At 60.9% G+C, this 22,458-nt stretch carries 19 protein-coding genes; 12 read left to right on the top strand and 7 right to left on the bottom strand.

Annotation, left to right across the window (positions count from 1 at the left end; genetic code table 11):
- Positions 1–339: 339 nt before the first annotated feature.
- Positions 340–1,551, bottom strand: coding sequence for an ROK family transcriptional regulator (locus BS629_RS15225; protein WP_018243351.1), 1,212 nt, complete (start codon positions 1,549–1,551; stop codon positions 340–342).
- Between the two features lie 222 nt (positions 1,552–1,773).
- On the opposite strand from BS629_RS15225, the gene BS629_RS15220 reads away from it, so the two are divergent.
- From BS629_RS15220 to BS629_RS15195, 6 genes are all read left to right on the top strand, one after another.
- Complete coding sequence (locus BS629_RS15220) at positions 1,774–3,012, top strand: extracellular solute-binding protein (protein WP_018243352.1); 1,239 nt, start codon at positions 1,774–1,776, stop codon at positions 3,010–3,012.
- An 80-nt stretch (positions 3,013–3,092) separates the two neighbouring features.
- Positions 3,093–3,977: a carbohydrate ABC transporter permease gene (locus tag BS629_RS15215; RefSeq protein ID WP_018243353.1), complete on the top strand. Its 885-nt coding sequence runs from the start codon at positions 3,093–3,095 to the stop codon at positions 3,975–3,977.
- Positions 3,977–4,822: a carbohydrate ABC transporter permease gene (locus BS629_RS15210; RefSeq protein WP_012758755.1), complete on the top strand. Its 846-nt coding sequence runs from the start codon at positions 3,977–3,979 to the stop codon at positions 4,820–4,822. The genes BS629_RS15215 and BS629_RS15210 overlap by 1 nt, the downstream gene beginning before the upstream one ends.
- A complete protein-coding gene (locus tag BS629_RS15205) occupies positions 4,819–5,841 on the top strand; it encodes an SIS domain-containing protein (protein WP_018243354.1) in 1,023 nt (340 codons plus the stop codon). Before BS629_RS15210 ends, BS629_RS15205 begins: the two co-directional genes overlap by 4 nt.
- Entirely contained in the window at positions 5,842–6,771 is a 930-nt protein-coding gene (locus BS629_RS15200; RefSeq protein WP_018243355.1) for a PfkB family carbohydrate kinase, read from the top strand.
- A complete protein-coding gene (locus tag BS629_RS15195; protein ID WP_018243356.1) occupies positions 6,768–7,841 on the top strand; it encodes an ABC transporter ATP-binding protein in 1,074 nt (357 codons plus the stop codon). The genes BS629_RS15200 and BS629_RS15195 overlap by 4 nt, the downstream gene beginning before the upstream one ends.
- 25 nt (positions 7,842–7,866) lie before the next feature.
- Here the strand turns inward: BS629_RS15195 and BS629_RS15190 are convergent, their stop codons facing one another.
- The 5 genes from BS629_RS15190 to BS629_RS15170 form a co-directional block, all read right to left on the bottom strand.
- Positions 7,867–8,694 (bottom strand): glycoside hydrolase family 16 protein, encoded by an 828-nt coding sequence (locus BS629_RS15190; protein WP_026188509.1) that lies wholly within the window; start codon positions 8,692–8,694, stop codon positions 7,867–7,869.
- A 50-nt stretch (positions 8,695–8,744) separates the two neighbouring features.
- Positions 8,745–10,226 (bottom strand): lipopolysaccharide biosynthesis protein, encoded by a 1,482-nt coding sequence (locus BS629_RS15185; protein WP_018517020.1) that lies wholly within the window; start codon positions 10,224–10,226, stop codon positions 8,745–8,747.
- Positions 10,227–10,304: 78 nt separating this feature from the next.
- On the bottom strand, positions 10,305–11,549 hold the full coding sequence (locus tag BS629_RS15180; RefSeq protein ID WP_018243359.1) for a glycosyltransferase family 4 protein: 1,245 nt from the start codon (positions 11,547–11,549) through the stop codon (positions 10,305–10,307).
- Positions 11,546–12,895: a glycosyltransferase family 4 protein gene (locus BS629_RS15175; protein WP_184328244.1), complete on the bottom strand. Its 1,350-nt coding sequence runs from the start codon at positions 12,893–12,895 to the stop codon at positions 11,546–11,548. Before BS629_RS15175 ends, BS629_RS15180 begins: the two co-directional genes overlap by 4 nt.
- On the bottom strand, positions 12,892–13,629 hold the full coding sequence (locus tag BS629_RS15170) for a Crp/Fnr family transcriptional regulator (protein WP_018446931.1): 738 nt from the start codon (positions 13,627–13,629) through the stop codon (positions 12,892–12,894). The genes BS629_RS15175 and BS629_RS15170 overlap by 4 nt, the downstream gene beginning before the upstream one ends.
- Positions 13,630–14,099: 470 nt before the next feature.
- On the opposite strand from BS629_RS15170, the gene BS629_RS15165 reads away from it, so the two are divergent.
- From BS629_RS15165 to BS629_RS15145, 5 genes are all read left to right on the top strand, one after another.
- On the top strand, positions 14,100–14,801 hold the full coding sequence (locus BS629_RS15165; protein WP_018243362.1) for a sugar transferase: 702 nt from the start codon (positions 14,100–14,102) through the stop codon (positions 14,799–14,801).
- A 120-nt stretch (positions 14,802–14,921) separates the two neighbouring features.
- Positions 14,922–16,676, top strand: a complete 1,755-nt coding sequence (locus tag BS629_RS15160) for a GumC family protein (RefSeq protein WP_018243363.1) — start codon at positions 14,922–14,924, stop codon at positions 16,674–16,676.
- Positions 16,673–17,695, top strand: coding sequence for a glycosyltransferase family 2 protein (locus BS629_RS15155; protein ID WP_018243364.1), 1,023 nt, complete (start codon positions 16,673–16,675; stop codon positions 17,693–17,695). Before BS629_RS15160 ends, BS629_RS15155 begins: the two co-directional genes overlap by 4 nt.
- Positions 17,696–17,701: 6 nt before the next feature.
- The gene (locus BS629_RS15150) at positions 17,702–19,087 is read left to right on the top strand and encodes a polysaccharide biosynthesis/export family protein (RefSeq protein ID WP_018243365.1); all 1,386 of its coding nucleotides are present in this window, start codon (positions 17,702–17,704) and stop codon (positions 19,085–19,087) included.
- 126 nt (positions 19,088–19,213) lie between these two features.
- On the top strand, positions 19,214–20,683 hold the full coding sequence (locus tag BS629_RS15145; RefSeq protein ID WP_018243367.1) for a hypothetical protein: 1,470 nt from the start codon (positions 19,214–19,216) through the stop codon (positions 20,681–20,683).
- A 188-nt stretch (positions 20,684–20,871) separates the two neighbouring features.
- Here the strand turns inward: BS629_RS15145 and BS629_RS15140 are convergent, their stop codons facing one another.
- A complete protein-coding gene (locus BS629_RS15140; protein ID WP_026188511.1) occupies positions 20,872–21,171 on the bottom strand; it encodes a hypothetical protein in 300 nt (99 codons plus the stop codon).
- Positions 21,172–21,477: 306 nt separating this feature from the next.
- Here BS629_RS15140 and BS629_RS15130 point away from each other — a divergent pair, with 306 nt between their 5' ends.
- Positions 21,478–22,389 carry a glycosyltransferase family 8 protein gene (locus tag BS629_RS15130; RefSeq protein ID WP_018243369.1) on the top strand — a complete coding sequence of 304 codons (912 nt, stop codon included), beginning with the start codon at positions 21,478–21,480 and terminating at the stop codon, positions 22,387–22,389.
- Positions 22,390–22,458 lie beyond the last annotated feature (69 nt).

Raw genomic sequence — 22,458 nt, 5'->3', positions numbered from 1 at the left:
AGGGACGCGCACTTTCAGTGCACGCCCTATTAGCTGGTTCAAATTGCCGCGGCCAATGAATATTACATGACATGAAATGAGCGAACTCCAGTTGTCATAAAACCTTCATACAGTCGTTATTCGCCAACCTCGGGGAAATATTTAGAGAAATTTCGCCGATTGCTTCAGCATGTAGTCAATAAATTACACCTATATTCGAAACAATGGATTCTTAGGGGATATTTAATATTTATTTATATTACGACGGAGCGCCGTTATTCGCCTGCTCCGCCGCAACGAAACTTGCAAAACGCTGACATTTTTGCCGTTGCACTGGTGTGCAACCTCAGGATTTAGACCTCAGGATTGAAGGGAATCCTTCAGGATCGCCGCAAAACGGGGATCGAATGCACGGCTGATCGGTCCGGCGGCAGCACCAAGCGCCACCGACCAAGGATCGGCCATGCCGGGCTGCAGGCGCGGCAGCGTCCGGCCACGACGCTCGGCGATCGAGGGCAGCAACGGGCCGATTGCCGCAATCAACCTGTTCACCAACGCTTCCGGCGCGCTGCCGCAGAGGATCACCGTCTGCGGATCGAACAGCGTCTCAAGGAGATGGATGCTCCAGCGCAGATCCACTGCTGCCGCCTCGACCCAGGCGTGGATGCTTTGATCGCCCCTCAAGGCGAGATCGTTGATCCGTGCATAAAGGCCCGGATCGGCGGGATCGATCGACAGATGCTGGTAGAGCGAGGCGAGCGAAGCGCGATGTTCGAGCGGCGTCGATTTGCCGTCGGCAAACAACAGTGCCATACCGATCTCGCCGGCATTGCCGTTGGCGCCGCGGTAGAGCTCGCCGTTCAGAATGAGGCCGGCGCCGATGCCATAACCGACGAAGAGGCAGACGGCATGGTCGAGGCCATGGGCGGCTCCCACCATGCGCTCGGCGGTCGCCGCCGCCGCCGCGTCGTTTTGCAGGCCGACATCAAGCCCGGTGCCGGCAGTCAGCGTTTCCAACAACGGAAATTTCTGCCAGGTCTCCATCATCCACGGATCGTCGCCGCTGCCGGCGACCCCGAAGGGCCCTGGCATGGCGGCGCCGAGACCGACCAGCCGCTTTTCCGACTGCTGGACGATCCCGGCAAGTTTTGACCGCACGCTGGCGACGAGATCGAGGATGACCTTCGTCCCGTTCGACGGACCGCCTGGTGGGAGGCCGGCCTCATCACGCACGAGAACGCTGCCGACAAGATCGACGGCGACCGCCCGCGTCACATGCCGGTCGATCTGCAGGCCGATCGCAAAGGCGCCCTCGGGCACCAGGCCGTAGGGTGTCGACGGCTGGCCCCTGCCCCTTCTCACCGCCTCCTGCGAACTGACCAGACCGTCGCGCTCGAGTTCCTCGATGATATTCGACACCGTCTGTTTGGTCAGCCGCGTCGCCCGCGCCAGATCAGCGCGTGAAAGCGCACCGTTGATCCTCAGGGCATCGATCATCACGCGCCGATTATGCGCGCTGGTGCCTTCGTGATTGGTGCCGCTCTTGGCCCGGATCGGGCGGCTGTCATTCATGTGCAATTCCCTCTTGACTCCAATAGAATGTTGAAGAAGTAATAAGTCAAGACACTTGACTTAATAAGGAACCGGAGAGTTCCAGGGAACGCAGGAGCCCGCAAGGCGCTCCGACGACGCTCCGAGACGACGAACAGGCACGTTTTCGCGCGTGCCTTCTCGAACACCGATGGCGGAGGACCGCCCTCGGCAATGCGTAAATGTCAAAAACTGGAGGCTGCAATGCTGAAATCCTTTAACAAGACGCTTCTGGGTGCGGCCTTGATCGGCGCATCCCTTGCGCCGCACGCTTTCGCCGAAACCACGCTGAACGCGCTTTTCATGGCGCAGGCCGCCTATAGCGAGGCCGATGTGCGCGCCATGACCGACGCCTTCGCCAAGGCGAACCCCGACATCAAGGTCAATCTCGAATTCGTTCCCTATGAAGGCCTGCACGACAAGACGGTGCTGGCGCAAGGTTCCGGCGGCGGCTACGACGTCGTCCTCTTCGACGTCATCTGGCCGGCCGAATACGCCACCAACAAGGTGCTGGTCGACGTCTCCTCGCGCGTCACCGACGAGATGAAGAAAGGCGTGCTGCCGGGCGCCTGGACCACAGTGCAATATGATAGCAAATATTACGGCATGCCGTGGATCCTCGACACCAAATACCTGTTCTACAACAAGGAAATCCTCGAAAAGGCCGGCATCAAGACCCCGCCCAAGACCTGGGACGAACTGACCGAACAGGCAAAGACGATCAAGGACAAGGGCCTGCTCGCCACGCCGATCGCCTGGAGCTGGTCGCAAGCCGAAGCCGCGATCTGCGACTACACCACGCTCGTCAGCGCCTTTGGCGGCGATTTCCTGAAGGACGGCAAGCCGGCCTTCCAGACCGGCGGCGGCCTCGATGCGTTGAAATACATGGTCTCCAGCTATTCCTCGGGCCTCACCAATCCGAATTCCAAGGAATTCCTGGAAGAAGACGTCCGCAAGGTCTTCGAAAACGGCGATGCCGCCTTCGCGCTGAACTGGACCTACATGTACAACATGGCCAACGATCCGAAAGACAGCAAGGTCGCAGGCAAGGTCGGCGTCGTGCCGGCGCCGGGTGTTGCCGGCAAGAGCGAGGCTTCGGCCGTCAACGGCTCGATGGGCCTCGGCATCACCTCGGCCAGCAAGCATCCGGATGAGGCCTGGAAATACATCACCTTCATGACGTCGCAGGCGACGCAGAATGCCTATGCCAAGCTGAGCCTGCCGATCTGGGCGTCCTCCTATGAGGACCCGGCGGTCACCAAGGGCCAGGAAGAGCTGATCTCCGCCGCCAAGATCGGCCTTGCGGCCATGTATCCGCGTCCGACGACGCCGAAATATCAGGAGCTCTCGACCGCGCTGCAGCAGGCGATCCAGGAATCGCTGCTCGGCCAGTCCTCTCCCGAGGATGCGCTGAAGTCAGCCGCCGACAATAGCGGCCTCTGAGCAAAGCACGAAACCCCGGGCGGCGCCCACCGTCGCCCGGTTCGATCTCGATAACCTGTGAATGAAGAAGGGTCGCCTTGATGTCGGGCACTTGGCTGACAACCCGCGCGTGGCTTTTGATGCTGCCGCTTCTCGTGGTCATGATATCAGTCATCGGCTGGCCTCTGATCGATACCGTCGGCCTCTCCTTCACCGACGCCAAGCTCGTCGGCACGGAAGGAAACTTCGTCGGCATCGACAATTACGCGAAGATGATCTCAGGCTCGAATTTCCAGCGCACCCTGATCACCACCGCATGGTTCGCGATCGTCTCGGTCGCCGCCGAAATGGTGATCGGCGTTCTGGCAGCTCTGCTGCTGAACCAGCAGTTTCGCGGCCGCACCGCGCTTCGCGCCCTGATGATCCTGCCCTGGGCACTGCCGACCGTCGTCAACGCCACGCTCTGGCGGTTGATCTACAATCCGGAATACGGCGCACTGAACGCCGCGCTGACCCAACTCGGCCTGCTGGAGGCCTACCGCTCCTGGCTCGGAGAACCGGGCACGGCGCTGGCGGCCCTCATCGTCGCCGACTGCTGGAAGAATTTTCCGCTGGTGGCGCTGATCGCACTGGCCGCACTCCAGGCCGTGCCGCGCGACATCACCGCCGCCTCGCTGGTCGACGGCGCCGGCGCTTTCGCCCGCTTCCGCTTCGTCATCCTGCCCTATCTCGTCGGCCCGCTGATGGTGGCCCTGGTGCTGCGCACGATCGAAGCCTTCAAGGTCTTCGATATCATCTGGGTCATGACCCGCGGTGGCCCGGCCAACAGCACGCGCACGCTGTCGATCCTGGTCTACCAGGAAGCCTTCTCCTTCCAGCGGGCAGGCTCGGGGGCATCACTGGCATTGATCGTCACGCTGCTGGTGACGCTGCTTGCTGCCGGCTACGCCGCTCTGGTGCGCAAGACCGCCGGGAGTGCGGCCTGATGGAACGCCAGAGCCCACTCTTTTCTGTTTTCATTCATCTCTGCGCGCTGCTGCTTGCCGCCGTCATCCTGGCGCCGATCCTGTGGCTGTTCATCATGAGCATCTCGCCGGCCGCCGACCTTGCCGCAAAGCCGCTGCGCTGGTGGCCGCAGACGGTGGATTTCTCTCGTTACGGCGTACTGCTTTCGACGATCGAAAACAGCGCCGGCGCCGCCTTCACCTCGTCGCTGCGCAACAGCATCGAAGTGGCGGGCATGGCGACGATCGCCGCCATCGCGCTCGCCATTCCGGCCGGCTGGGCTGTGTCGCGCACACCTTCGGTCGGCTGGTCGCTGTCGATGGTGATCGCCACCTACATGTTGCCGCCGGTCGCGCTCGCCGTGCCGCTCTATATGGGCCTCTCCCATCTCGGCATGCTGAACAACGTCTTCGGCCTCGCCCTCGTCTATCTGACAATTCTCGCGCCCTTTACCACCTGGCTGATGAAATCGGGTTTCGATTCCATCCCGCGCGAGATCGAATCTGCCGCGATGATCGACGGCGCCGGCCTGTTCCAGACGCTGCGGATCATCACGCTGCCGCTCGCCGCCCCCGTGATGGCCACGTCAAGCCTCTTTGCCTTCCTGCTTGCCTGGGATGAATTCTTCTATGCGCTGCTCTTCACCTCGGACCAGCGCGCCAAAACGCTGACCGTCGCCATCGCCGATCTCGCCGGCGGCCGCGTTTCCGATTATGGACTGATCGCGACGGCAGGCGTGCTCGCCGCCCTGCCCCCGGTGCTGATCGGCCTCGTCATGCAACGCGCCCTGATTTCGGGGCTCACCAGCGGCGGCGTCAAGGGATGAACATGACAGCAGAAAGAACCCGGCCGGCCGGGCTTGCCGCGATCGATCGCGAAATGGCCCGCCAACATGCCGATGCGATCGCTTCCTATGAAGCGGCCCAGCCGATGGCGGCGAAGGCCGCCACCTCGCTGAAGAAGACCGGCAGGCTGCTGCTCATCGGCATGGGCGGTTCGCATGCCGTCAACCGCGCCGTCGAGCCGCTCTATCGTGCATGCGGCATCGATGCCCTCGCCTTGCCGCTGTCCGAGCAGCTCGGCCAGCCGTTGCCGATCGCTGGCAGGACGATCTTCGTCACCTCGCAATCCGGCGAAAGCGCCGAGGTTCTGCGATGGTTTAACGAAACCGGCGGCACCGAGGAGACCTTCGGCCTGACGCTCGAAGGCAACTCCTTCCTCGCAAGAACCGCCCCGTCACTCATTGGCGCCGGCGGCACCGAGCTTGCCTTCGCCGCGACCCGGAGCCTGACGGTGACCTTCGCCCTGCATCTGGCAATCCTCGCCGCCCTCGGCGAAGATCCAAATGCCGCGATTGCCGCCCTCAAGGCGCCGGAAGACCATGACATCACCGCCGCGCTCACCGCGCTCGAAAATGTCGCGACCATCGTCACGTCAGGCCGCCGGCTGCAGGGTATCGCCGAGGCGCTGGCGCTCGGATTGACGGAACTGTCGCGCCGTCCCTGCTTCTCGCTCGAAGGCGGCCAACTGCGCCACGGACCGATGGAGATGCTGGGGCCGGAGATTGGCGTCGTGCTGTTCCGCGGCTTCGACGAGACGGCCGGCCTGGTGACTGCAATGGCGACATCCGCTGTCGAGACCGGCGCCCCAGTCATCCTTTTCGACGCCTCGGGCGAAGCGTCGGTCGCCGGCGCGGTGACGATCCGCTTTGCCCCTGCAACCGGTCTTGCTGCGATCTTCGCCATGCTGCCGGTCGCCCAGCGGCTGATGATCGCCTTTGCCGACGCCCGCGTGGAGAATGCCGGAACGCCGGTCCGCTCCACCAAGATCACCCGGAGCGAATGAATGCGGCCGCTTGCAGTCATCGGCAACGTCAACATCGACCTAATCCTTGGACCGGCCGCCCCCTGGCCAAAGGCCGGGACGGAAATCATCGTCGATCATGACGAGTTACGGGTCGGCGGAGCCGCCGGCAACAGCGCGCTCGCCTGGCAAGCGCTTGGTGTCGAATTCGAGATCGCCGCCAATATCGGCAGTGACCAGTTCGGCCGCTGGCTGAGCGAAGCCTTCGGCCACCGTTCCGACAAGTGGCCGGTACGTCCTGAGAAAACGACGCTCTCCGTCGGCATCACCCATCCGGACGGCGAGCGCACCTTCTTCACGACAAAAGGCCACCTGCCGGGCTTCAGCTTGGCAGATGTCTTCGCGGTCATCGACGGCGCTAGGCTGCAGGGCGGCTACGCCCTTCTCTGCGGCTCGTTCCTGACCGATGACCTGACAGCGGATTATGACGCGTTCTTCGACTGGGCCGACAGCCATGGCATCACCGTCGCGCTCGATACCGGCTGGCCGCTCGACGGCTGGACAGACGAGAATTGCGCAGCGACACGCGCATGGCTCTCTCGCAGCGGTATCGCGCTTCTGAACGAGGTCGAATCGACGACACTTGCCGACATTGCCGATCCGGTCGAGGCGGCCCGTCACATCAGGTCGCATATGCCGGAGGGTGCGATCATCGTCGTCAAGCGCGGCCCGGACGGCGCTCTCGCGATCGGGCCGGACGGCCTGCTGGTTTCGGTGGCTGCACCCGTTGTCGAGGTCGTCGATACGATCGGCGCCGGCGATGTCTTCAACGCCGCCTTTCTCGCCGCGCTCGCAAGCGATGAGCCGCTGATTTCTTGCCTGCAGGCGGGAACCGCAGTCGCCTCGCGCGCCATATCCACCCTTCCCCGCAACTATGGCGGCCCGTCATCTCCCGAGGAGCCTGTGCGATGAGCGCGCTCGAAATTCAGAACATCCGCAAGACCTATGGCGATGTCGACACGCTGAAAGGTATCGACATCTCGTTGGAAAGCGGCGAGTTCCTGGTGCTGCTCGGCTCCTCCGGCTGCGGCAAGTCCACCCTGCTGAACATCATCGCCGGCCTTGCCGAGGCAACGAGCGGCGATGTCAGGATCGGCGGCCGCTCGGTGCTCAGCGTGCATCCGAAGGACCGCGATATCGCCATGGTCTTTCAATCCTACGCGCTCTATCCCAATCTGACGGTGCACCGGAACATCGGCTTCGGCCTGGAAATGCGCAAGGTGCCGGCGCCGGAGCGCGACAATGCCGTGCGCGATGCCGCAAGGCTCCTGCAGATCGAAAACCTCCTCGACCGCAAGCCGAGCCAGCTTTCCGGCGGCCAGCGCCAGCGCGTCGCGATCGGCCGTGCGCTGGTGCGCAAGCCTGAGGTATTCCTCTTCGACGAGCCGCTCTCCAACCTTGACGCCAAGCTGCGCATGGAGATGCGCACCGAGATCAAGCGGCTGCATCAGATGCTGAAGACCACGGTCGTCTATGTCACCCATGACCAGATCGAGGCAATGACGCTTGCAAGCCGCATCGCCGTCATGCGCGACGGCCGCATCGAGCAGCTGGGCACGCCGGAGGAGATCTACAACCATCCGGCAACGCTCTATGTCGCGACCTTCGTCGGCGCGCCGCCGATGAACCTGCTGAAGGCAACGGTGCGTGACGGCCGCCTGGCGCTTTCAGGCTCCGATGCCAGCCTGCCCCTGCCCGCCCGCTTCCGCGAGACGGCCGGCAATGGCCGCGAACTTATCCTCGGCATTCGTCCCGAGGCGCTTCGCACAGACGGCGCCGGCCCATCGATCGAGGCAATCCTTGAGGTGGCAGAACTGACCGGCCCGGAACTCGTCGTCACCGCCCTTGCCGGAAATCAGCGCCTGATGGCCTGCCTGCCGCCACGCACGCCAATCCGCGACAACGAAAAGCTCACCCTCTTTTTCGACGAGGAAGCAATGCATCTCTTCGACCCGCAAACCGGCCTCAGCTGCGGCCGTTAGCGACGGAACGGCTATCCCCGGCTTTTCAATTTGCCGCGTCGGTGGGCTTGCGCTGGTAGACGTGAATATAGTCGACAAGCAGAATGGAAGGATTCGGCGTTTCATCGATCGGCCAACCCGAGCCGAGTGCCAGGTTCACCAGCGGATAGAACGGCATGTGGAACTCCTTCGGCGTGTCGAAGCTCCAGATGAACTGACGGTCGAGATAAAAGCTCGTCTTGTCAGCTTGGATATCGACGCCGTAGGTGTGATATTCGCTGTTCAGAATTCCGTCCTGGACGGTTTGCCAATGGCCACCGGTGCTGTTCTGGCCGCCCTGGCTCTGACGCCAGATATGGAAGCCCATGCTGAATTCGTAGGGCGCGCGCCCATAATATTCCAGCACGTCGATCTCGGAGGTGTATTTCGACCGGTCGAGCCCGATGAGCCAGAAGGCTGGCCAGACGCCCTTACCCGGCGGCAGCTTCATCCGGGCTTCGAAATAACCGAATTGCTGCGAGAATCCTTCGCCTTTCGGGTTCACCGACGACAACAGGCCCGAGCGCCAGGTTCCATCGGCCTCCTTGCGCGCTTCGATCTTCAGAATTCCCTGATCGGTGGTAAACGGAAAGCCGGGGGCTGGATCAGTGAAACGGGCGTCACCGAAATCGCCGTTCCAGGGCGTATGGGCGATCCAGCGGGAGCTTCTCTCTCCCCAGGCCGAGACGTCGAGACTGTCGAAACTCTCCTCGAACGTTAGCTGATACGCATTGATATTGAGTGGTTGCTGAGCCACGCTGGGCTGGCCGGGCAACGCCCCCAGACCGAGAACGATGAGCAAACCCAGAGCCTTAGAAGATATCCCGTAACGCATTCTGCTCCTCCGAAAACGCCAAACCAATCGTTGGACTACACTTGTCTCGATCAAAAGGTGAGAACCCCGTTTCGTCGCGGCATGAGCCTTTGGACGACAATGGTCTCGATGCCGTCGGGCCTTCCCAGAATCTGCCAGAGCAGCAATGCGAAGGCCCAGAAAATCGCTACTGCCGCTGCGCCGCAAAGCGCCAGGCTGACGATAAGGTTGAGGCCGGCAGGCATGGCGGAGAGCATCGGCTCGATCCACAGCAGGAAAGCGATCATCGGCAAGCTTGCCGCCAGAGGCCGTAAAAAGGCGTGCAACTGAGCGGCAAACGTCGCGCCGATCAGCCGTCGCGTGATGATGAGCGATGCGGCATAGGCGACAAGCACCGCCACGATCCGCGCGCCCAGTGCTCCTGCCACCTGAAAATAGGCAATGCCCAGGATGGTGACCGGAACCCTGACAGCGAACTCGGCAAACATCCGGAGAGCGAGATAGCGGGTTTTGTTCAGGACCATAGCCAATGGCGGCATCATGTTCGTGGGAAGACCGAGCAAACTGACGATGCACAGCCATTGCAGAATCGGCGCCGCAGATGCCCATTTCTCGCCGACGATGATCCGCACGGCCGGCTCGGCAAGCAGGGCGAGCGCGATGAGGATGGGCGCTGCCACGAAGGTGATCGCGTTCGTCGCCTTCAGATAGGCAGCGATCAGATTACGACGGTCATCGACGGTCGAAAATGCCGCCATCAGCGGACGCAACAATGGCCCGACGAAGGTCTGGTATGGAATACCGGCGATATTGTCGGCGACGCTGAAGGCGCCGAACGTCGACAAGCCGGTAAAGCGCGGCAAAAGCAGCCGGTCCAGTTGCCAGTTGATCGAACTCAGCACCTGCGAGACGGTGTTCCAGCTGATCATGTCCTGAAAGTGCTTCCACTCGGAAAGGCTGAACCTCGGTCGCATCGGCGCAAAGACATAGGAGGTGATCGCCGCAGCGGTCGGGCCTGCAACCGCGCCGATCGCCAGTCCCCAATAGCTGCCGGTCGCGAACGCCACCCCGACACCGAATAGCAGTGTCGACCCCTTGGTGATGAGATCGAGTGCGAACTCGCGTTTGAAATCGAACCGCTGCATGAAGAGAACCATGCGCGGGCTGATCACACTGCGCATGGCAGGCGCGATGGAGAGCACGGCGACAAGAGAGAAAAGCCGGGAATCGTCATAGATCAAAGCCATCGGCCAGGAGATGATCATCATCAGCGTGCTGATGGCCACGCCTCGAAGCAGGCTGAGGGTAAGGGCCGTGGCAAACATATCGTCCGAAGGCGACGGCTGGCGCATCAGGGCCTGCGTCAGCGGCAGGTCCAGGATTGTCTCGACGATGACCAGAACCGAGGTCGCGATGGCGACCAGGCCGAAATCCGCTGGGCTCAAAAGCCTTGCGAGGATCAGGAGGCTGACGAAATCGAGCAGTCGCGCCAGGAATTTTCCGCTGATGGTCCAGATACCCGCCGTCGCCGTCCTCTGAGATACGCTTGACATGATCTATCTTCTATTCCTCGTCGGCGGATTGAGGCGGTTTCGGTCGCAGCGGCAAGACAGGCAGCTCCGGCCTTCCCATCAGCCCGGCCGTCTTCTGAAGACGTCGGCGGATCGGTCGCCATGGGTGGACAGTTGTTGCTCGATGAGACCGGACAGACGGTCGCGGAACACGGCGGAAGAAAATTTCAGCGAGTGCGCACGGATTGCATGCGGATCGATATCGTCCTCCACCTCTTCGAACGCCGCCATCGTTTCCAACAGAGCTTCCGTGGTCTGCTGCCCGAAGCGAAACCCGACCTGCGGCGAGGAAACGGTTTCTCTGGCGCCGCCGGCGTCGAAAGCCAGGACCGGCCGCCCTGACGCCATGGCTTCCACCGGCAGGATGCCGAAATCCTCCGTGCCCGGAAACAACAGGGCGCGGCATCGCGACAGGTGGTCGCGCAGAACGTTGAAGGGCTGATGGCCGAGAAACTCAACGGTCGGTCCGGCGATCGACTTCAGATAAGCCAATTGCTCTCCCTCGCCGATCACGACCAGCTTCCGCCCGGCCTCGGTGCAGGCGCGAACGGCAATATCCGGCCGCTTGTAAGTGGTCAGCTGTCCCGCATAGAGATAGAATTCGCCTTTTCCCTTCCCCACCGCAAAATCGTCAGTCGCAACGGGCGGATGGATAACGATGGATTCCCGATCGTAGAAGCGGCGGATGCGGCTTGCGACATAATCGGAATTGGCGACGAACACATCGACCCGCGAGGACGTCGTCACGTCCCAGGCGCGCAGCATGGGCGCAGTGATCGACATCAAGGCGCGACCCACCCAGGGCAGGCCATGACGGTAGACATGGAACTGATCCCAGATGTAGCGCATCGGCGAGTGGCAGTAGCAGACATGCAGCGCGTCGGCGCGCGTGATGATGCCCTTGGCGGGTCCGGATTCGCTCGACAGCACGAGATCGTACTCCTGCAGATCGAACTGCTCGAGCGCGAAGGGCATCAGCGGTAGCATCTTGGTATAATGCCGTTGCGCACCGGGGATCTTCTGCAGGAAGGACGTGCGGATGTTCCGCGTCTTCAGAAAATCGCTGATGCGATCCCGGTTGCAGACGAGGGTGAAGATGTCGGCCTGCGGAAACATGCGGCACAGCTCTTCGACGACTTTCTCGCCGCCGCGCATCGAGACCAGCCAATAATGCACGATGGCGACACGAAGCTGCTTGGTATCGCTCGCGCCTCCGGCCTCCGTGACACGTCTTTTCGCCATCACCGGCGCATCGCCGAGAAATGCTCTCGCGTCGGGAAGAGAGGTAGTTGCTTTAAGAGTCAACTCAATACTCCTTGTATCGCCACACCGTCTGTCAGCTCGGGAACCGCATTCGTCGAAATCAGGCTTTGGTATTCGGCAAGAAGCGCGTCGCGCCATTCCTCGTGTGTCGAGGCGAGATCCGGCGACAGCCGGAAAGCCCGCTCGCTCATGGCGCGGATCTCATGCCCCGGCATTTGGCTAAATCTCGTCAAAGTATCGGCAAAGGCGCTTTCGTCAGCCGTATCGCAGGCAAGCGCCATGCCGGCTCTTTGCATTTCTTCGGCGAGAAAGGCGCTACGCGACATGATGACGGGCAGACCGCTCCTGGCCGCTTCGATAGCGACGAGGCCGAAAGGCTCGGGATAGCGCGACGGCATCAACAGGGCGCGCGCCTTGCGGATGGTCGGGCCGATCTCCGCATGCGACTGCCAGCCCACGGCCCTGACGTGATCTCCCGAAGCTGCGACCAGCGGCATCAGCGGCCCGTCCCCGATCACGCAGAGCTTGACGCCGGCTTTGCGCGTGGCGGCCACGGCGTCCTCAATGCCCTTCTCCTCATCCAACCGCCCGATGAAGACGAACTCCTCATTGGCCTCCGCCTCGATGCGTTTGATGGATAGCGGAGCGACGGGATTGCGGATCGTCGTCAGCCGTTCGGGCCGATATCCGGCGCCGACGAGAAAGCCGGCCATCTTCTCGTGCAGCAGGATGATCCGGCCGAAATCGGCCTGATCCTTCAGCAGCCGGAGGATATTGGAGCCACGGGCAACCCGCCACAATTTGTGCGAATAACTTCTCTTGTCGCAGGCCGTCGCAATGCAGCTTCCGCCGAGCGGGCGTCGAAGGCAGATTTCCTGCGCCTGATAGTCGAAGAAGGCGCCGTTGGGGCAGGCCGTGAAGAAATCATGCGCGTGAACCACGCATCGTCTGGCGACCGGTACCAGCGCCTTGAAAATCGCGGGAGACAGGATCTGGTGCCAGCCATGGACATGGTAGACGGTATTGGCAGTGTCCTTTGCAGCAATCCAGTTCGCGACCATACGAACGGCGGCGCCATTGTGAATGCCGGTCACGAAAGCCTTCGCACGCTCGGCGCTGAGCAGGTCGCGGCTGTTCAGCCCGACCATTGAGATTCCGAGGGCGACAAGCTCCGCATTGGCGGCGTCATCCCCGCAAATATAGGTCACGGGGATGTCGAGCCCCCGAAAAAGCTTGGCGGACAGCACCGCCAGCGCCGTCGCACCGCCTCTGGCCACCGAATAGTCGTCGATGATGACCACGCGATCGATCTTTGTCGTGCCGGGGCCGGGAAAGCGGCCCACGCTTGTGGCAGATCGGAGAACCCCGAGAAGCGATGGGCGCATCACTTCACCGAAACCGCGCCGTTGGCACAGGCCTCCAACGCCTTGCGGTTGAGAATGCGGATCTTGCCCTGCCCCCCGTCGATGATCTTGCTTTCCCGCAGGCGCCGCAGGCATTGATTGACCTTCTCGCGAGACGCCGGCAGCGTTGCGGCCAGGTCATTTTGCGAGATGATCAGTTCGTCCCCGCTGTTTGCCGCATCTTTTCCGTAAACAGCGGAGAGCCGCAGCAGCGTGCTGGCCAGCCTCGATTGCAGGCTCGACGCCGCATTTGCAATGATCCGGAGTTCGAGCTCTGAAATACGCGCCAGCGCCCTGGAGAAGACCTTTTCGCGAAAGCAGGGATCGCTGGCGTACATGTCGCGCAGCAGCCGGCCTTCGAAGAAATGCAGTTCGCAGTTGGAACCGGCTCGGTATTCGAGACTCAACGTCTGCCTGCGCAGAACCTCGAGCTCGCCGATGAGGCCGGATTTCGGAATGATCTCGACGATGAATTCCCTGCCGTCGGGCAGCATCGTGCTGGCGCTGACCACCCCCGAATGCACACGAGCGAAGGTATCGACGAGGACGCCGGCCCCGGCGATGACCTCGCCGCGCCGGAAACGCCGGACGCTCGACCGGCAGGAAAGAAATTCGTCGTCGATGACGATGCGGCTGTTGAGATGAATGCTGCCGTTAGCCGATATCGCCGTCTTGCCGATGCCGGCCCTGCGAGCTGATGCGTGTGTCGCCCCATCCATGAGCATAACTCCGAGTACTCGAATAACCATAGGAAATGCTGCACTGCATCATCTATATTGTCTTAATATGGGTGTCAAATAACATCCCAGAGAGATAGCGTAAAGATCAAGTCTACATTTAGTTGAAAACAAAAATACATCAGCAATCGAAATCAAAATCTCGACGGAACCGAAGATAGATTGTACGATTGAAGACAGGTGCTTATTAAAAAGTCTTCATGAGTTAAAAATAAGCAATAATAGATATGTGGATATCAAAAATATAAATGAATACCTGCGTATTATCACCTCGAAGTAGGTTAGATTGGCATTTGCAATGAAAAGAGGCCATCGAGGACTAGTCGGAATTCTCGAATGCCGTTTAGTAGCATAAAGAATTTATTAAGGATTATGACCTTGGTAACAGACAACAAGAGTGCGGCGCAGCAAACTTTGAATGGTTCTTAATCGGAATATTTTGGAGACCACTGATGACATGGGAAGCACATAGTTTCGAGGCCTGGTCGCGTGTCGGACGGTCCGCGAAAGGCGGCGATCTCCATTCGTCCCGGCCTCGTGCGGCAGGCAGATCGTCGAAGCGCGCGATAGACCTTCTCATCGCGATCATTGCACTGATCCTGCTTTCCCCGCTTCTGTTGATCGTCGCGGTGATCGTGAAGATAAGCGACCGCGGCCCGGTCTTCTATTCCCATACGCGCATCGGCGTCGGCGGAGCACCGTTCGGATGCCTCAAGTTTCGCACGATGAAGACCGATGCGAGTGCTCAGCTTGCCGAATTGCTGCAAAACAACCCGCTTGCGCGAAGCGAATGGGAAGCGACACGCAAGCTGAAGGACGATCCGAGGATCACGGCAGTCGGCGAGATTCTGCGGCGGTCGAGCATCGACGAGCTTCCCCAACTGATCAATATCGTGCGTGGCGAAATGAGCCTTGTCGGCCCCCGGCCGATCACCGCCGAGGAATTGCCGCGCTACGGCGAGCATGTATGGGCCTACATGGCGGTGCGCCCGGGCCTGACCGGTCACTGGCAGACCAGCGGGCGCAACGATGTCAGTTACGAGTACCGGGTTTCCCTCGACGTTCACTATCTCGACAACTGGTCGCTCGGCCGGGACTTCGTCATCATTGCCAAGACCATTCCCGCTCTGTTTTCGCAACGTGGCTCGTACTGAGCATGCAAGGGGAGAGCTGCCGAGCATGCCCGAAATCGGAAGATATGCTACTCCCTCCGTCCCCTCCAAGCTGCCACTACCTGGTTACTACGTGATCTCGCCATTTTGGATTAGGACGATATGACCTCCAGCACGATCTTCAGCGGCGTTTCGCCGATACCTCTGGCTGCCGCAGCTCCCGGCGGGAACTCCCCGCTGACCTTGCGGGATATGCTTTTCTTTCTCAGAATGCGCTGGCTGTGGGTTCTGGCGACAACTTTTGCCTTCCTCGCAATGGCCGGGACCTACGTGCTGACCGCCGAGCCGACTTTCGTTGCCAGCACGCAACTTGTGATTGTCCCACAGGTGAGCGGCTCTGAAGCACAGAGGGCTTTCGCGGAAGACGCGTTCATAGAGGGACAGCTGGAGATTGCCAGATCCAGCGATGTCGTCGGCGGAACGGTGAGGGCACTTGGTCTCGATACCGATCCTGACTTTGTCGATCAGACGCCTTCGCTGCAGGATAGGGCAAAGAACTGGTTGATGGGGATTTCTTCTGAACCGGATACGGAATCGCAGGAAGCGGCAGGCACAGGGCCGCGTGAAGCACAACCGCACGCGGAGGACGAGCGGATCCAGGATCGGGCGATCGCCACGCTGCTGAACATGATAGGAATACGCCGGGTCGGGAGTTCGACGATCATCGAGATCTCGGCGGCTGCGTCGACCCCTCAGAGGGCCGTCGCCATCGCCGATATGCTCGCCAGGCAATATATCCAGAAGAATATCGCCATGAAGGCCAATGCTTCCCGGCAATATAGCGAATGGCTGGAAAGATTCGTAAGCGAGCAGCAGCGTGGACTGGCCGAGGCTGCCAGCGCCCTGGCCAGCTTCACGAGCAACCCGCGCGATCAGTTCAAGCTTGCGGAGCTGCAGAGCGCAACGGATGCCCGCCGCAGCCTCTATGAAAATACCTTGAACCAGCTGACGGAAGCTCGGCAGCGCATCACCTACCCGGTGTCCGATGCCACGATCGTCTCGCGGGCCACGCTGCCTCTCTCGAAAGCCAGACCGCGCAGCACGCTCATCATCGCCTTTGCGGCGGCGGTCGGTCTTGGCGTCGGCTTGGCACTCGCCATGATAAGGCACGTCGGCGATCGCCGGATCATCCGCCCTCATCAGATCGCTGAAGCCAGTGGGCTGCCCTTTGTCACTTTGCTGGCGACATCGAGGAAGACCCATCTCCCTGCGCGTTTCCTCCCCGCCGGTACCGGCAGCAGCAGCACAGCCGCCTATCCTGTTATTCCGGGCATGGCGGAACTGAGCGCGACGGTCGTCGGTCTTCGACGCAAACGCCGGGTCGTCATTGGAATCGTCGCCGTCGATCCGGGCAGCGGAGCCTCGACCATAGCATGTGAACTTGCAGTACTGTCGTCGATATCAGGGGCTCACACGCTGCTGATCGATGCGGCTGCGCAGAAGTCGTCACTCAGCAAATCGATCGCGCCCCATAGTTCCACAGGCCTCGTCGATGTTCTCGACAATGGCGAACTGATCCAGACGGCGGCATTGCCCCTCACTTCGACACTGAAATTCCTCCCCCTCGGCAAGGTCGAAGCAGTGACGCCGGCCATTCGCCTGAGTTCCCGCCGCACGCAGTTGAGCTTCGCCGACCTGAAAAAGGAGTTCGACGCCATATTCATCGACATTTCCGCATTCTCTGCTTCGCCGGATGCCAATGCGATCGCGCCGGAGCTGGACGGTGTCCTCGTCGTCACCTCGCACGGACGCACCTCGATCGACGACACCCTGCGCGTCATCGACACCCTGCGCAATGTCGGCGCGGAGATCCTCGGCGCAGTCATCAACCATGCACCGGAAAGAATGCACTCATGACCTCGCCTTCGGCAGAAGCAACCAGGCAGGACGGCCGGATCGGGCCGGCGCCTGTTCCTTGCCGCGCTGAAGCCATGGCTGAGCGCGCGAACCGCCCGTTGCGAATGGCCGTGGGGATCGCCTCGGCAGGCCGCCCCTCGATACTGCGGGAGACGATCGATTATCTCACCACCCTGCCGGACCAGCCCGAGCGGCTGATCGTCTGCGTGCCCACGATCGACGACGCCGCCGGGCTCGCCGAGCGCCTCGATGTTGAAGTCATCGTCGGCAGCCGCGGCCTGACCTCTCAGCGCAACAGGATCATCCAGGCGGCGGCCGCCGATACGGATGTTCTGATCTTCCTGGATGACGACTTCATTCCCGCCGCGACCTTCCTGTCGCGGATGGCGGCTGTCTTTGCGGCAAACCCCGACGTGGCAATCGCCACCGGTGAAGTTCTGGCCGATGGCATCCTCGACGGCGGCCTCAGCATGTCAAACGCCCTGCTGGTTCTTGAAACTGCGGCCGAAGGAGCCGAGCAGGTGACGGAAGTCTATAACGCCTACGGATGCAACATGGCGGTTCGCCTTTCACCCATTCTCGAGCACGCACTGGCCTTTGATGAACAACTGCCGCTCTACGGCTGGCTCGAGGATGTCGATTTCAGCCGGTCCATCGCCCGCTACGGCAGGTCCGTACGCGTCGAAGGCGCCCGCGGGGTGCATCTCGGCGTCAGATCCGGGCGCCAGCCCGGCCGAAGACTCGGCTATTCGCAGGTTGCCAATCCTGTCTACCTGATCCGGAAGGGCACGATGTCGAAGGGCCGTGCCGTTGCGCAGATCGGCCGTAACATCCTGGCGAATACGCGGGGCCTATTGTTCAATGATCGCTTGATCGACCGCTGGGGACGTTTGAACGGCAATTTGCTGGCGCTGTCCGATCTTCTTGTCGGCCGCGCCTCTCCGTCCCGCATTCTCGAATTCGGCAATCCCTCGCCGCGCGAGATGCCTTCGCCGTCGATCGCAACGAAACGGAGATAGCAGACAATGCAGCGCACATCCTTGTCCGATCGCCTCATCTCCGCCGCTCTTGCCTTGCTGGTATTTTCCTGCGTGACCGGCTGGAGCGTCGCCCATGCGGAAAACTATACCCTCGTGCCGGAAGATCAGGTGAGACTGCGCGTCGTCGAATGGCGATCTTCGGATTCCCGGTATGCCAGCTGGGAAGCACTCGGCGGGACATATACAGTCGATGATGCCGGCAATCTGGCGATCCCGATCGCCGGACAGGTGCAGGCGATTGGCAAGACGACGGAACAGGTTTCCGATGCGATCGCCACTGCGCTCTCCGAAAAGGCGGAACTGCCGGGAAAGCCGTTCATCGCCGTGGAAATTGCCCAGCATGCGCCGATCTTCGTAACCGGGACAGTGCAGACCCCCGGGCGTTATGCTTTTGAAGCCGATATGACGGTCATGAAGGCCGTCAGCATCGCCGGCGGCTTCCTTCGGGAGCGCGAGGAGAATACCGTCTTCGAGCGCGACCGGATCCAGGCGGCCGGAGCCTATCGAACGGCCATTCTCAACCGGCGCGATCTTCTGATGCGTCAGGCGCGGTTGCGTGCCGAGATCGCCGGCGAACAGAGTTTCGAGATCCCTGCCGAGCTCGCCGGAACGCCCGATGTAGACAAGCTGAAGGCGCAGGAATTGAACCTGATGCGGCTGCGACGTGTCGATATCGAAAGCCAGATCGATGCGGCGAGCGACCTCACCCGTCTCTACGGCCAGCAGGTGCAGTCGCTCGAGGCCAAGATCAATTCGCAGAAGCGGCAGATCGACCTCGCGCAAAAGGAACTGGATAATGTCAATAGCCTGGTGAGCAAGGGCCTGGTCAGCAATTCCCGTCAGGTCTCTGTCGACCGCGGGGTCGCGGATGCACAAGGCACCCTGATCGATCTCGAAGTCGCTCTGACCACGGCTCGCCAGGGGCTCAGCGAAGCCGATCGTTCGAAGATCAATATCGTCAATCGGCAGAACAGTGAAAACCAGGAGCTGCTGAACCAGGTCAATCTCGCGATCGGCAGGGCGGCGATCGACATCCAGGTGGCCCAGCTTCTGGGCGAGCAGGCTGGCTACAGCGCGCAGCTCGCTCAGATGAATACGGAAACGCCGGGTCTTGGCAGAGCGCAAAAGAACTACAGGATCGTGCGTCGCAACGAAGACGGGACTTATCGCAACATCGAGGCGGACGAGACGACCACCTTGCGGCCGCATGATGTCGTCGAAATCGGCATCGATACGGACCTTCAGACGCCGTCGCCTCCGCTGCGGTTGCAGTCCGCGCCGCAGCAGCAAACCTCGACCGTCCCGCTGTCGAAGGTGGCAGGCGATAATCAGGCGGCTCCCGGCTGGATATCCCAGACGGGATCGAATTAGGGGGGCGGTTGTGACCATCGACGACAGCTGGCGGCTTGCGCCTCAAGCATCGCGCCGAAAGGCGGATGCCGGTCTTCGGCAAAACCGATGCCTCCGCCGCTCGCCGTCCGGATCGGGATTTGAAGCATGTCGATAGAACCGATCGGTTTCATCGTTCTGCTGCTTGGCCTGCTCGGCATGGTCAACGGCGCGCGATTTGCGATTGCGACCCTTTGCCTGTCGACGCTGCTGGGGGCCGCGGCGGCTCTCCAATTGCCCGCGCTCGGCGGCAGCAGCATCCAGCCGAGCCATCTTCTGGTGCTTTTTCTCGTGGCCGCCGCCCTGCTGCGCCCGGCTCAAACACAGGCCATGCTGGCCAGCGTCGCCTATCCGGGTCCCGGTTTCTGGTTTGCGGCCTACATCCTGTTTTCCGTGGCATCGTCTTTCTTTTTGCCCCGCATCTTTGCAGGGGCGACCCTCGTCTACTCCTCTGCACGAGACGCCACGGGAATGATGTCGACGGTGGCCGCTCCCCTGTCGCCGGGTTCGTCCAATCTCAGCCAGTCCGTCTATCTGCTCGGCGACCTCGCCTGCTTTGCCGTCGTCTCGGGGCTTACCAGGCTCGGCTATGCCCGCTTCATCGCACTGCAGTTGATCGTGGCCTCGATCGCATGTTTTGCCCTGGCGTTGATCGATATCGGAACGTTTCTGACCGACCAGTCCTACCTGCTCGATGTCATCAGAAATGCGAATTATACGATGCATACGGCCGAGACGATCAGTGGCTTCAAACGCATCGTCGGTCCGTTCCCGGAAGCAAGCACTTATGGCGCGGTCGCGTTGGCCTATTTTTCCTTCACGCTCATGCTTTGGCTGGAGCGCGTCCAAAGCCGTATGGCCGGACTTGCAACGCTTTTCATCGGCCCGACGATCGTCCTTTGCACGTCGACAACCGCCTATATCGCCGGCATCTTCGTTGTCTGCATGTTCGTGCTGTATTGCTTGAAACGACTGATCAGCGGCCCGGCCACGACCCCGCACGTGACACTCCTGGTGATCACGCTATTCTTGATTCCCTGCGGGATCGTCGCGCTAAGCCTTGTCCCCGATGCGTGGGATTCCATCGCCGGCCTGGTGAACACCACCTTGTCGGACAAGCTTCAATCGCAATCCGGCGAAGAGCGCACTGCCTGGAACACGCTGGCATTGATCGCATTCGTCGATACAGCCACCTTCGGCGCCGGGCTCGGCACGGTTCGAGCCTCGAGCTTCATCGCTGCATTGCTCTCCAATGTCGGATTGACCGGCACTCTTCTCTTCGCCGCCTTCCTGTACAGCCTTGTGAGAGCCAACGGCCGGCATATGTCAGGCGATCGGGAGATCCGCGCGATCGGAAACGCTGCGGTTATGGCATCCATCGCGCAGGTCGCCTCGGCGGCGATATCGGGAAGCGGTACCGATCTCGGCTTGCTGTTCAGCACGACGGCGGGTCTGGCGGCCGGCTGCCTGGCGGCAACCAATATCGCACCACGGCGCGCAAACCGATCGCTTGCCAACCGAACCCCACTGGAGACATCGACATCTCTGCCGAGAGCGCCGATGTTTTCAACACGATGAGGCCCGCTGTGAAGCTCAGCCACCGCGCGGGATGGCGATCTCGTCAAGCCATCGGCATGTCGGCACTGGGTCGACGTCGGCTGGCCGCGCCGCGTCTTTCAAGGATCGCCTGTAAAAGCGGCCGGTCGGACGAATGCGCTCCGGCAAGGTCATCCGCACAAGGATATGCTGCAGGTTCTATGCCAACATTAGCCTTGCGGGCGCTCAGTGGTGGTCGCGACGCTATCTGCGACGGAATTGTTTTCCCGCAGCCTGGCACTACGCCGCAAAAGCCCCGACAGGAACGCGCCTGCCAGATAGCCGATTTCCATGAGCGCGAGGATGGCGATACCGGAGAGCGCGCCCACCGTCACCGAAGACCCGTCGGCAAAAGCCACGCTGCCGAAGCCGATTGCCACGAGGAATGCAAAAATTGCGAAAGCCCAGGCGCGGATGGCAGCCCCGGCAGCGATCGAAATCACGGTTGCCACGAGCGCGGTGATCAGCATGACAATCCCCCTTCCCTCCGCATTCCGACAAGGGTCCCGGCACCAATCGTCGTACCGCGAAACAAGAAGTCGAAACACAGCCCTGTGTCAGGCAAGGCACTCTTCATGGCGAATATCTCAACAATGAAACACACAAAAGCCGCCGGCAGCCAGACACCGATTCAGCCCCACCGGTCTGGACGCCGGCTATATATACCGAACAGGGCCTTCATATGACAGACCCGTCAGCGCAATTCACAACTGTTCCCTCGACTGGAAAGACAATGCCGATTCATTTGTATTGCGGACAATCGGAAGGGTGATGACATGAACAATCAGTGCGTCGTCTACGTCACGGATGTCGAGTATTCATTTCCGACTATTCTCTCGGCGCTTCAGGCTCGCAAATTCGCAAGCCCCGCGACCGATGTCTGCGTCCTCTTGTCGGAACATCTCGATAATTTCGGGGAGCTGAAGGCCTTGCTTGCAAGGAGCAGTGTCATACTGATCGATGCGACCGAAGCGCTGCAGGATTCGCTCGGCAAGCTCGACAGTTCGCATTTCCAGGGACGCATCAGCGTCAGCACGATGGCCAAGCTGGTCCTTTGCGAGATCCTGCCTGACAATTATACTCAGATCATCTACCTCGACGGTGATACCCAGATCGTCAGCGATCTCGGTGCGTTCGAAAGCGCCACGGTGCCAGAGGGCCGGTTTTTCGCGGCGCGAGATTATACGGCGATCCATGACTTCCTCGATACTGGAAGCAGCAGCCACTATTTCAACGCGGGAGTCCTGAAATTCCATCGCAACGGCTGGATCGGGCAGGAGGCGCTTGAGCTTTTTGCTAAAAATCCCGAGGCCTGCGAGGGCAAACATGATCAGGGCGCATTGAATTATGTCTGCGGTTCAGCGCTCATCCTCGTATCGAACCGCTGGAACTTTCCCAAACAGTTCCTTCATCTGGTGAACATGTCCTCCTTGTCGATCGTCCATTATATGGCGCATCCGAAGCCATGGCACGGAACCTTCTTTCCATGGACCGATAAGGAAAGCCAGGTCTACGTCGACCTGCGCAAAGCACATCCGATTTACAACTCGCTGTATCGCGGAATAAGCTTCGACCGTAAGATGCTGTATAAATACAGGTCGATACGGGCACGCATCGAACACGCAATTGAGAAAGACGGATCCAATCCTCGGGTCCAGAGCCTGCTGGTTGGCGATTACGCAGTATGATGATGTATGGTTGGTCCGACCTGAATGTCCGCGTGACTGAACTCAGCGTCGCCGGTCGAGCCGTGGATT

Origin of the sequence: Rhizobium leguminosarum bv. viciae USDA 2370 (genome assembly GCF_002008365.1) — a bacterium.
GTDB classification, from domain to species: Bacteria; Pseudomonadota; Alphaproteobacteria; order Rhizobiales; family Rhizobiaceae; genus Rhizobium; species Rhizobium leguminosarum.
Note: the sequence above shows the minus strand (reverse complement) of the source record. Positions and strands in the feature narration are given on the sequence as shown.

What these genes read in the sequence shown, in the direction of transcription:
- BS629_RS15140 (WP_026188511.1), bottom strand. Translation starts at nt 21,171, where the DNA reads ATGCTGATCACCGCGCTCGTGGCAACCGTGATTTCGATCGCTGCCGGG.
- BS629_RS15190 (WP_026188509.1), bottom strand. Translation starts at nt 8,694, where the DNA reads ATGCGTTACGGGATATCTTCTAAGGCTCTGGGTTTGCTCATCGTTCTC.
- BS629_RS15200 (WP_018243355.1), top strand. Translation starts at nt 5,842, where the DNA reads ATGCGGCCGCTTGCAGTCATCGGCAACGTCAACATCGACCTAATCCTT.
- BS629_RS15215 (WP_018243353.1), top strand. Translation starts at nt 3,093, where the DNA reads ATGTCGGGCACTTGGCTGACAACCCGCGCGTGGCTTTTGATGCTGCCG.
- BS629_RS15160 (WP_018243363.1), top strand. Translation starts at nt 14,922, where the DNA reads ATGACCTCCAGCACGATCTTCAGCGGCGTTTCGCCGATACCTCTGGCT.
- BS629_RS15205 (WP_018243354.1), top strand. Translation starts at nt 4,819, where the DNA reads ATGAACATGACAGCAGAAAGAACCCGGCCGGCCGGGCTTGCCGCGATC.
- BS629_RS15220 (WP_018243352.1), top strand. Translation starts at nt 1,774, where the DNA reads ATGCTGAAATCCTTTAACAAGACGCTTCTGGGTGCGGCCTTGATCGGC.
- BS629_RS15165 (WP_018243362.1), top strand. Translation starts at nt 14,100, where the DNA reads ATGACATGGGAAGCACATAGTTTCGAGGCCTGGTCGCGTGTCGGACGG.
- BS629_RS15155 (WP_018243364.1), top strand. Translation starts at nt 16,673, where the DNA reads ATGACCTCGCCTTCGGCAGAAGCAACCAGGCAGGACGGCCGGATCGGG.
- BS629_RS15185 (WP_018517020.1), bottom strand. Translation starts at nt 10,226, where the DNA reads ATGTCAAGCGTATCTCAGAGGACGGCGACGGCGGGTATCTGGACCATC.
- BS629_RS15210 (WP_012758755.1), top strand. Translation starts at nt 3,977, where the DNA reads ATGGAACGCCAGAGCCCACTCTTTTCTGTTTTCATTCATCTCTGCGCG.
- BS629_RS15195 (WP_018243356.1), top strand. Translation starts at nt 6,768, where the DNA reads ATGAGCGCGCTCGAAATTCAGAACATCCGCAAGACCTATGGCGATGTC.
- BS629_RS15130 (WP_018243369.1), top strand. Translation starts at nt 21,478, where the DNA reads ATGAACAATCAGTGCGTCGTCTACGTCACGGATGTCGAGTATTCATTT.
- BS629_RS15150 (WP_018243365.1), top strand. Translation starts at nt 17,702, where the DNA reads ATGCAGCGCACATCCTTGTCCGATCGCCTCATCTCCGCCGCTCTTGCC.
- BS629_RS15225 (WP_018243351.1), bottom strand. Translation starts at nt 1,551, where the DNA reads ATGAATGACAGCCGCCCGATCCGGGCCAAGAGCGGCACCAATCACGAA.
- BS629_RS15170 (WP_018446931.1), bottom strand. Translation starts at nt 13,629, where the DNA reads ATGGATGGGGCGACACACGCATCAGCTCGCAGGGCCGGCATCGGCAAG.
- BS629_RS15145 (WP_018243367.1), top strand. Translation starts at nt 19,214, where the DNA reads ATGTCGATAGAACCGATCGGTTTCATCGTTCTGCTGCTTGGCCTGCTC.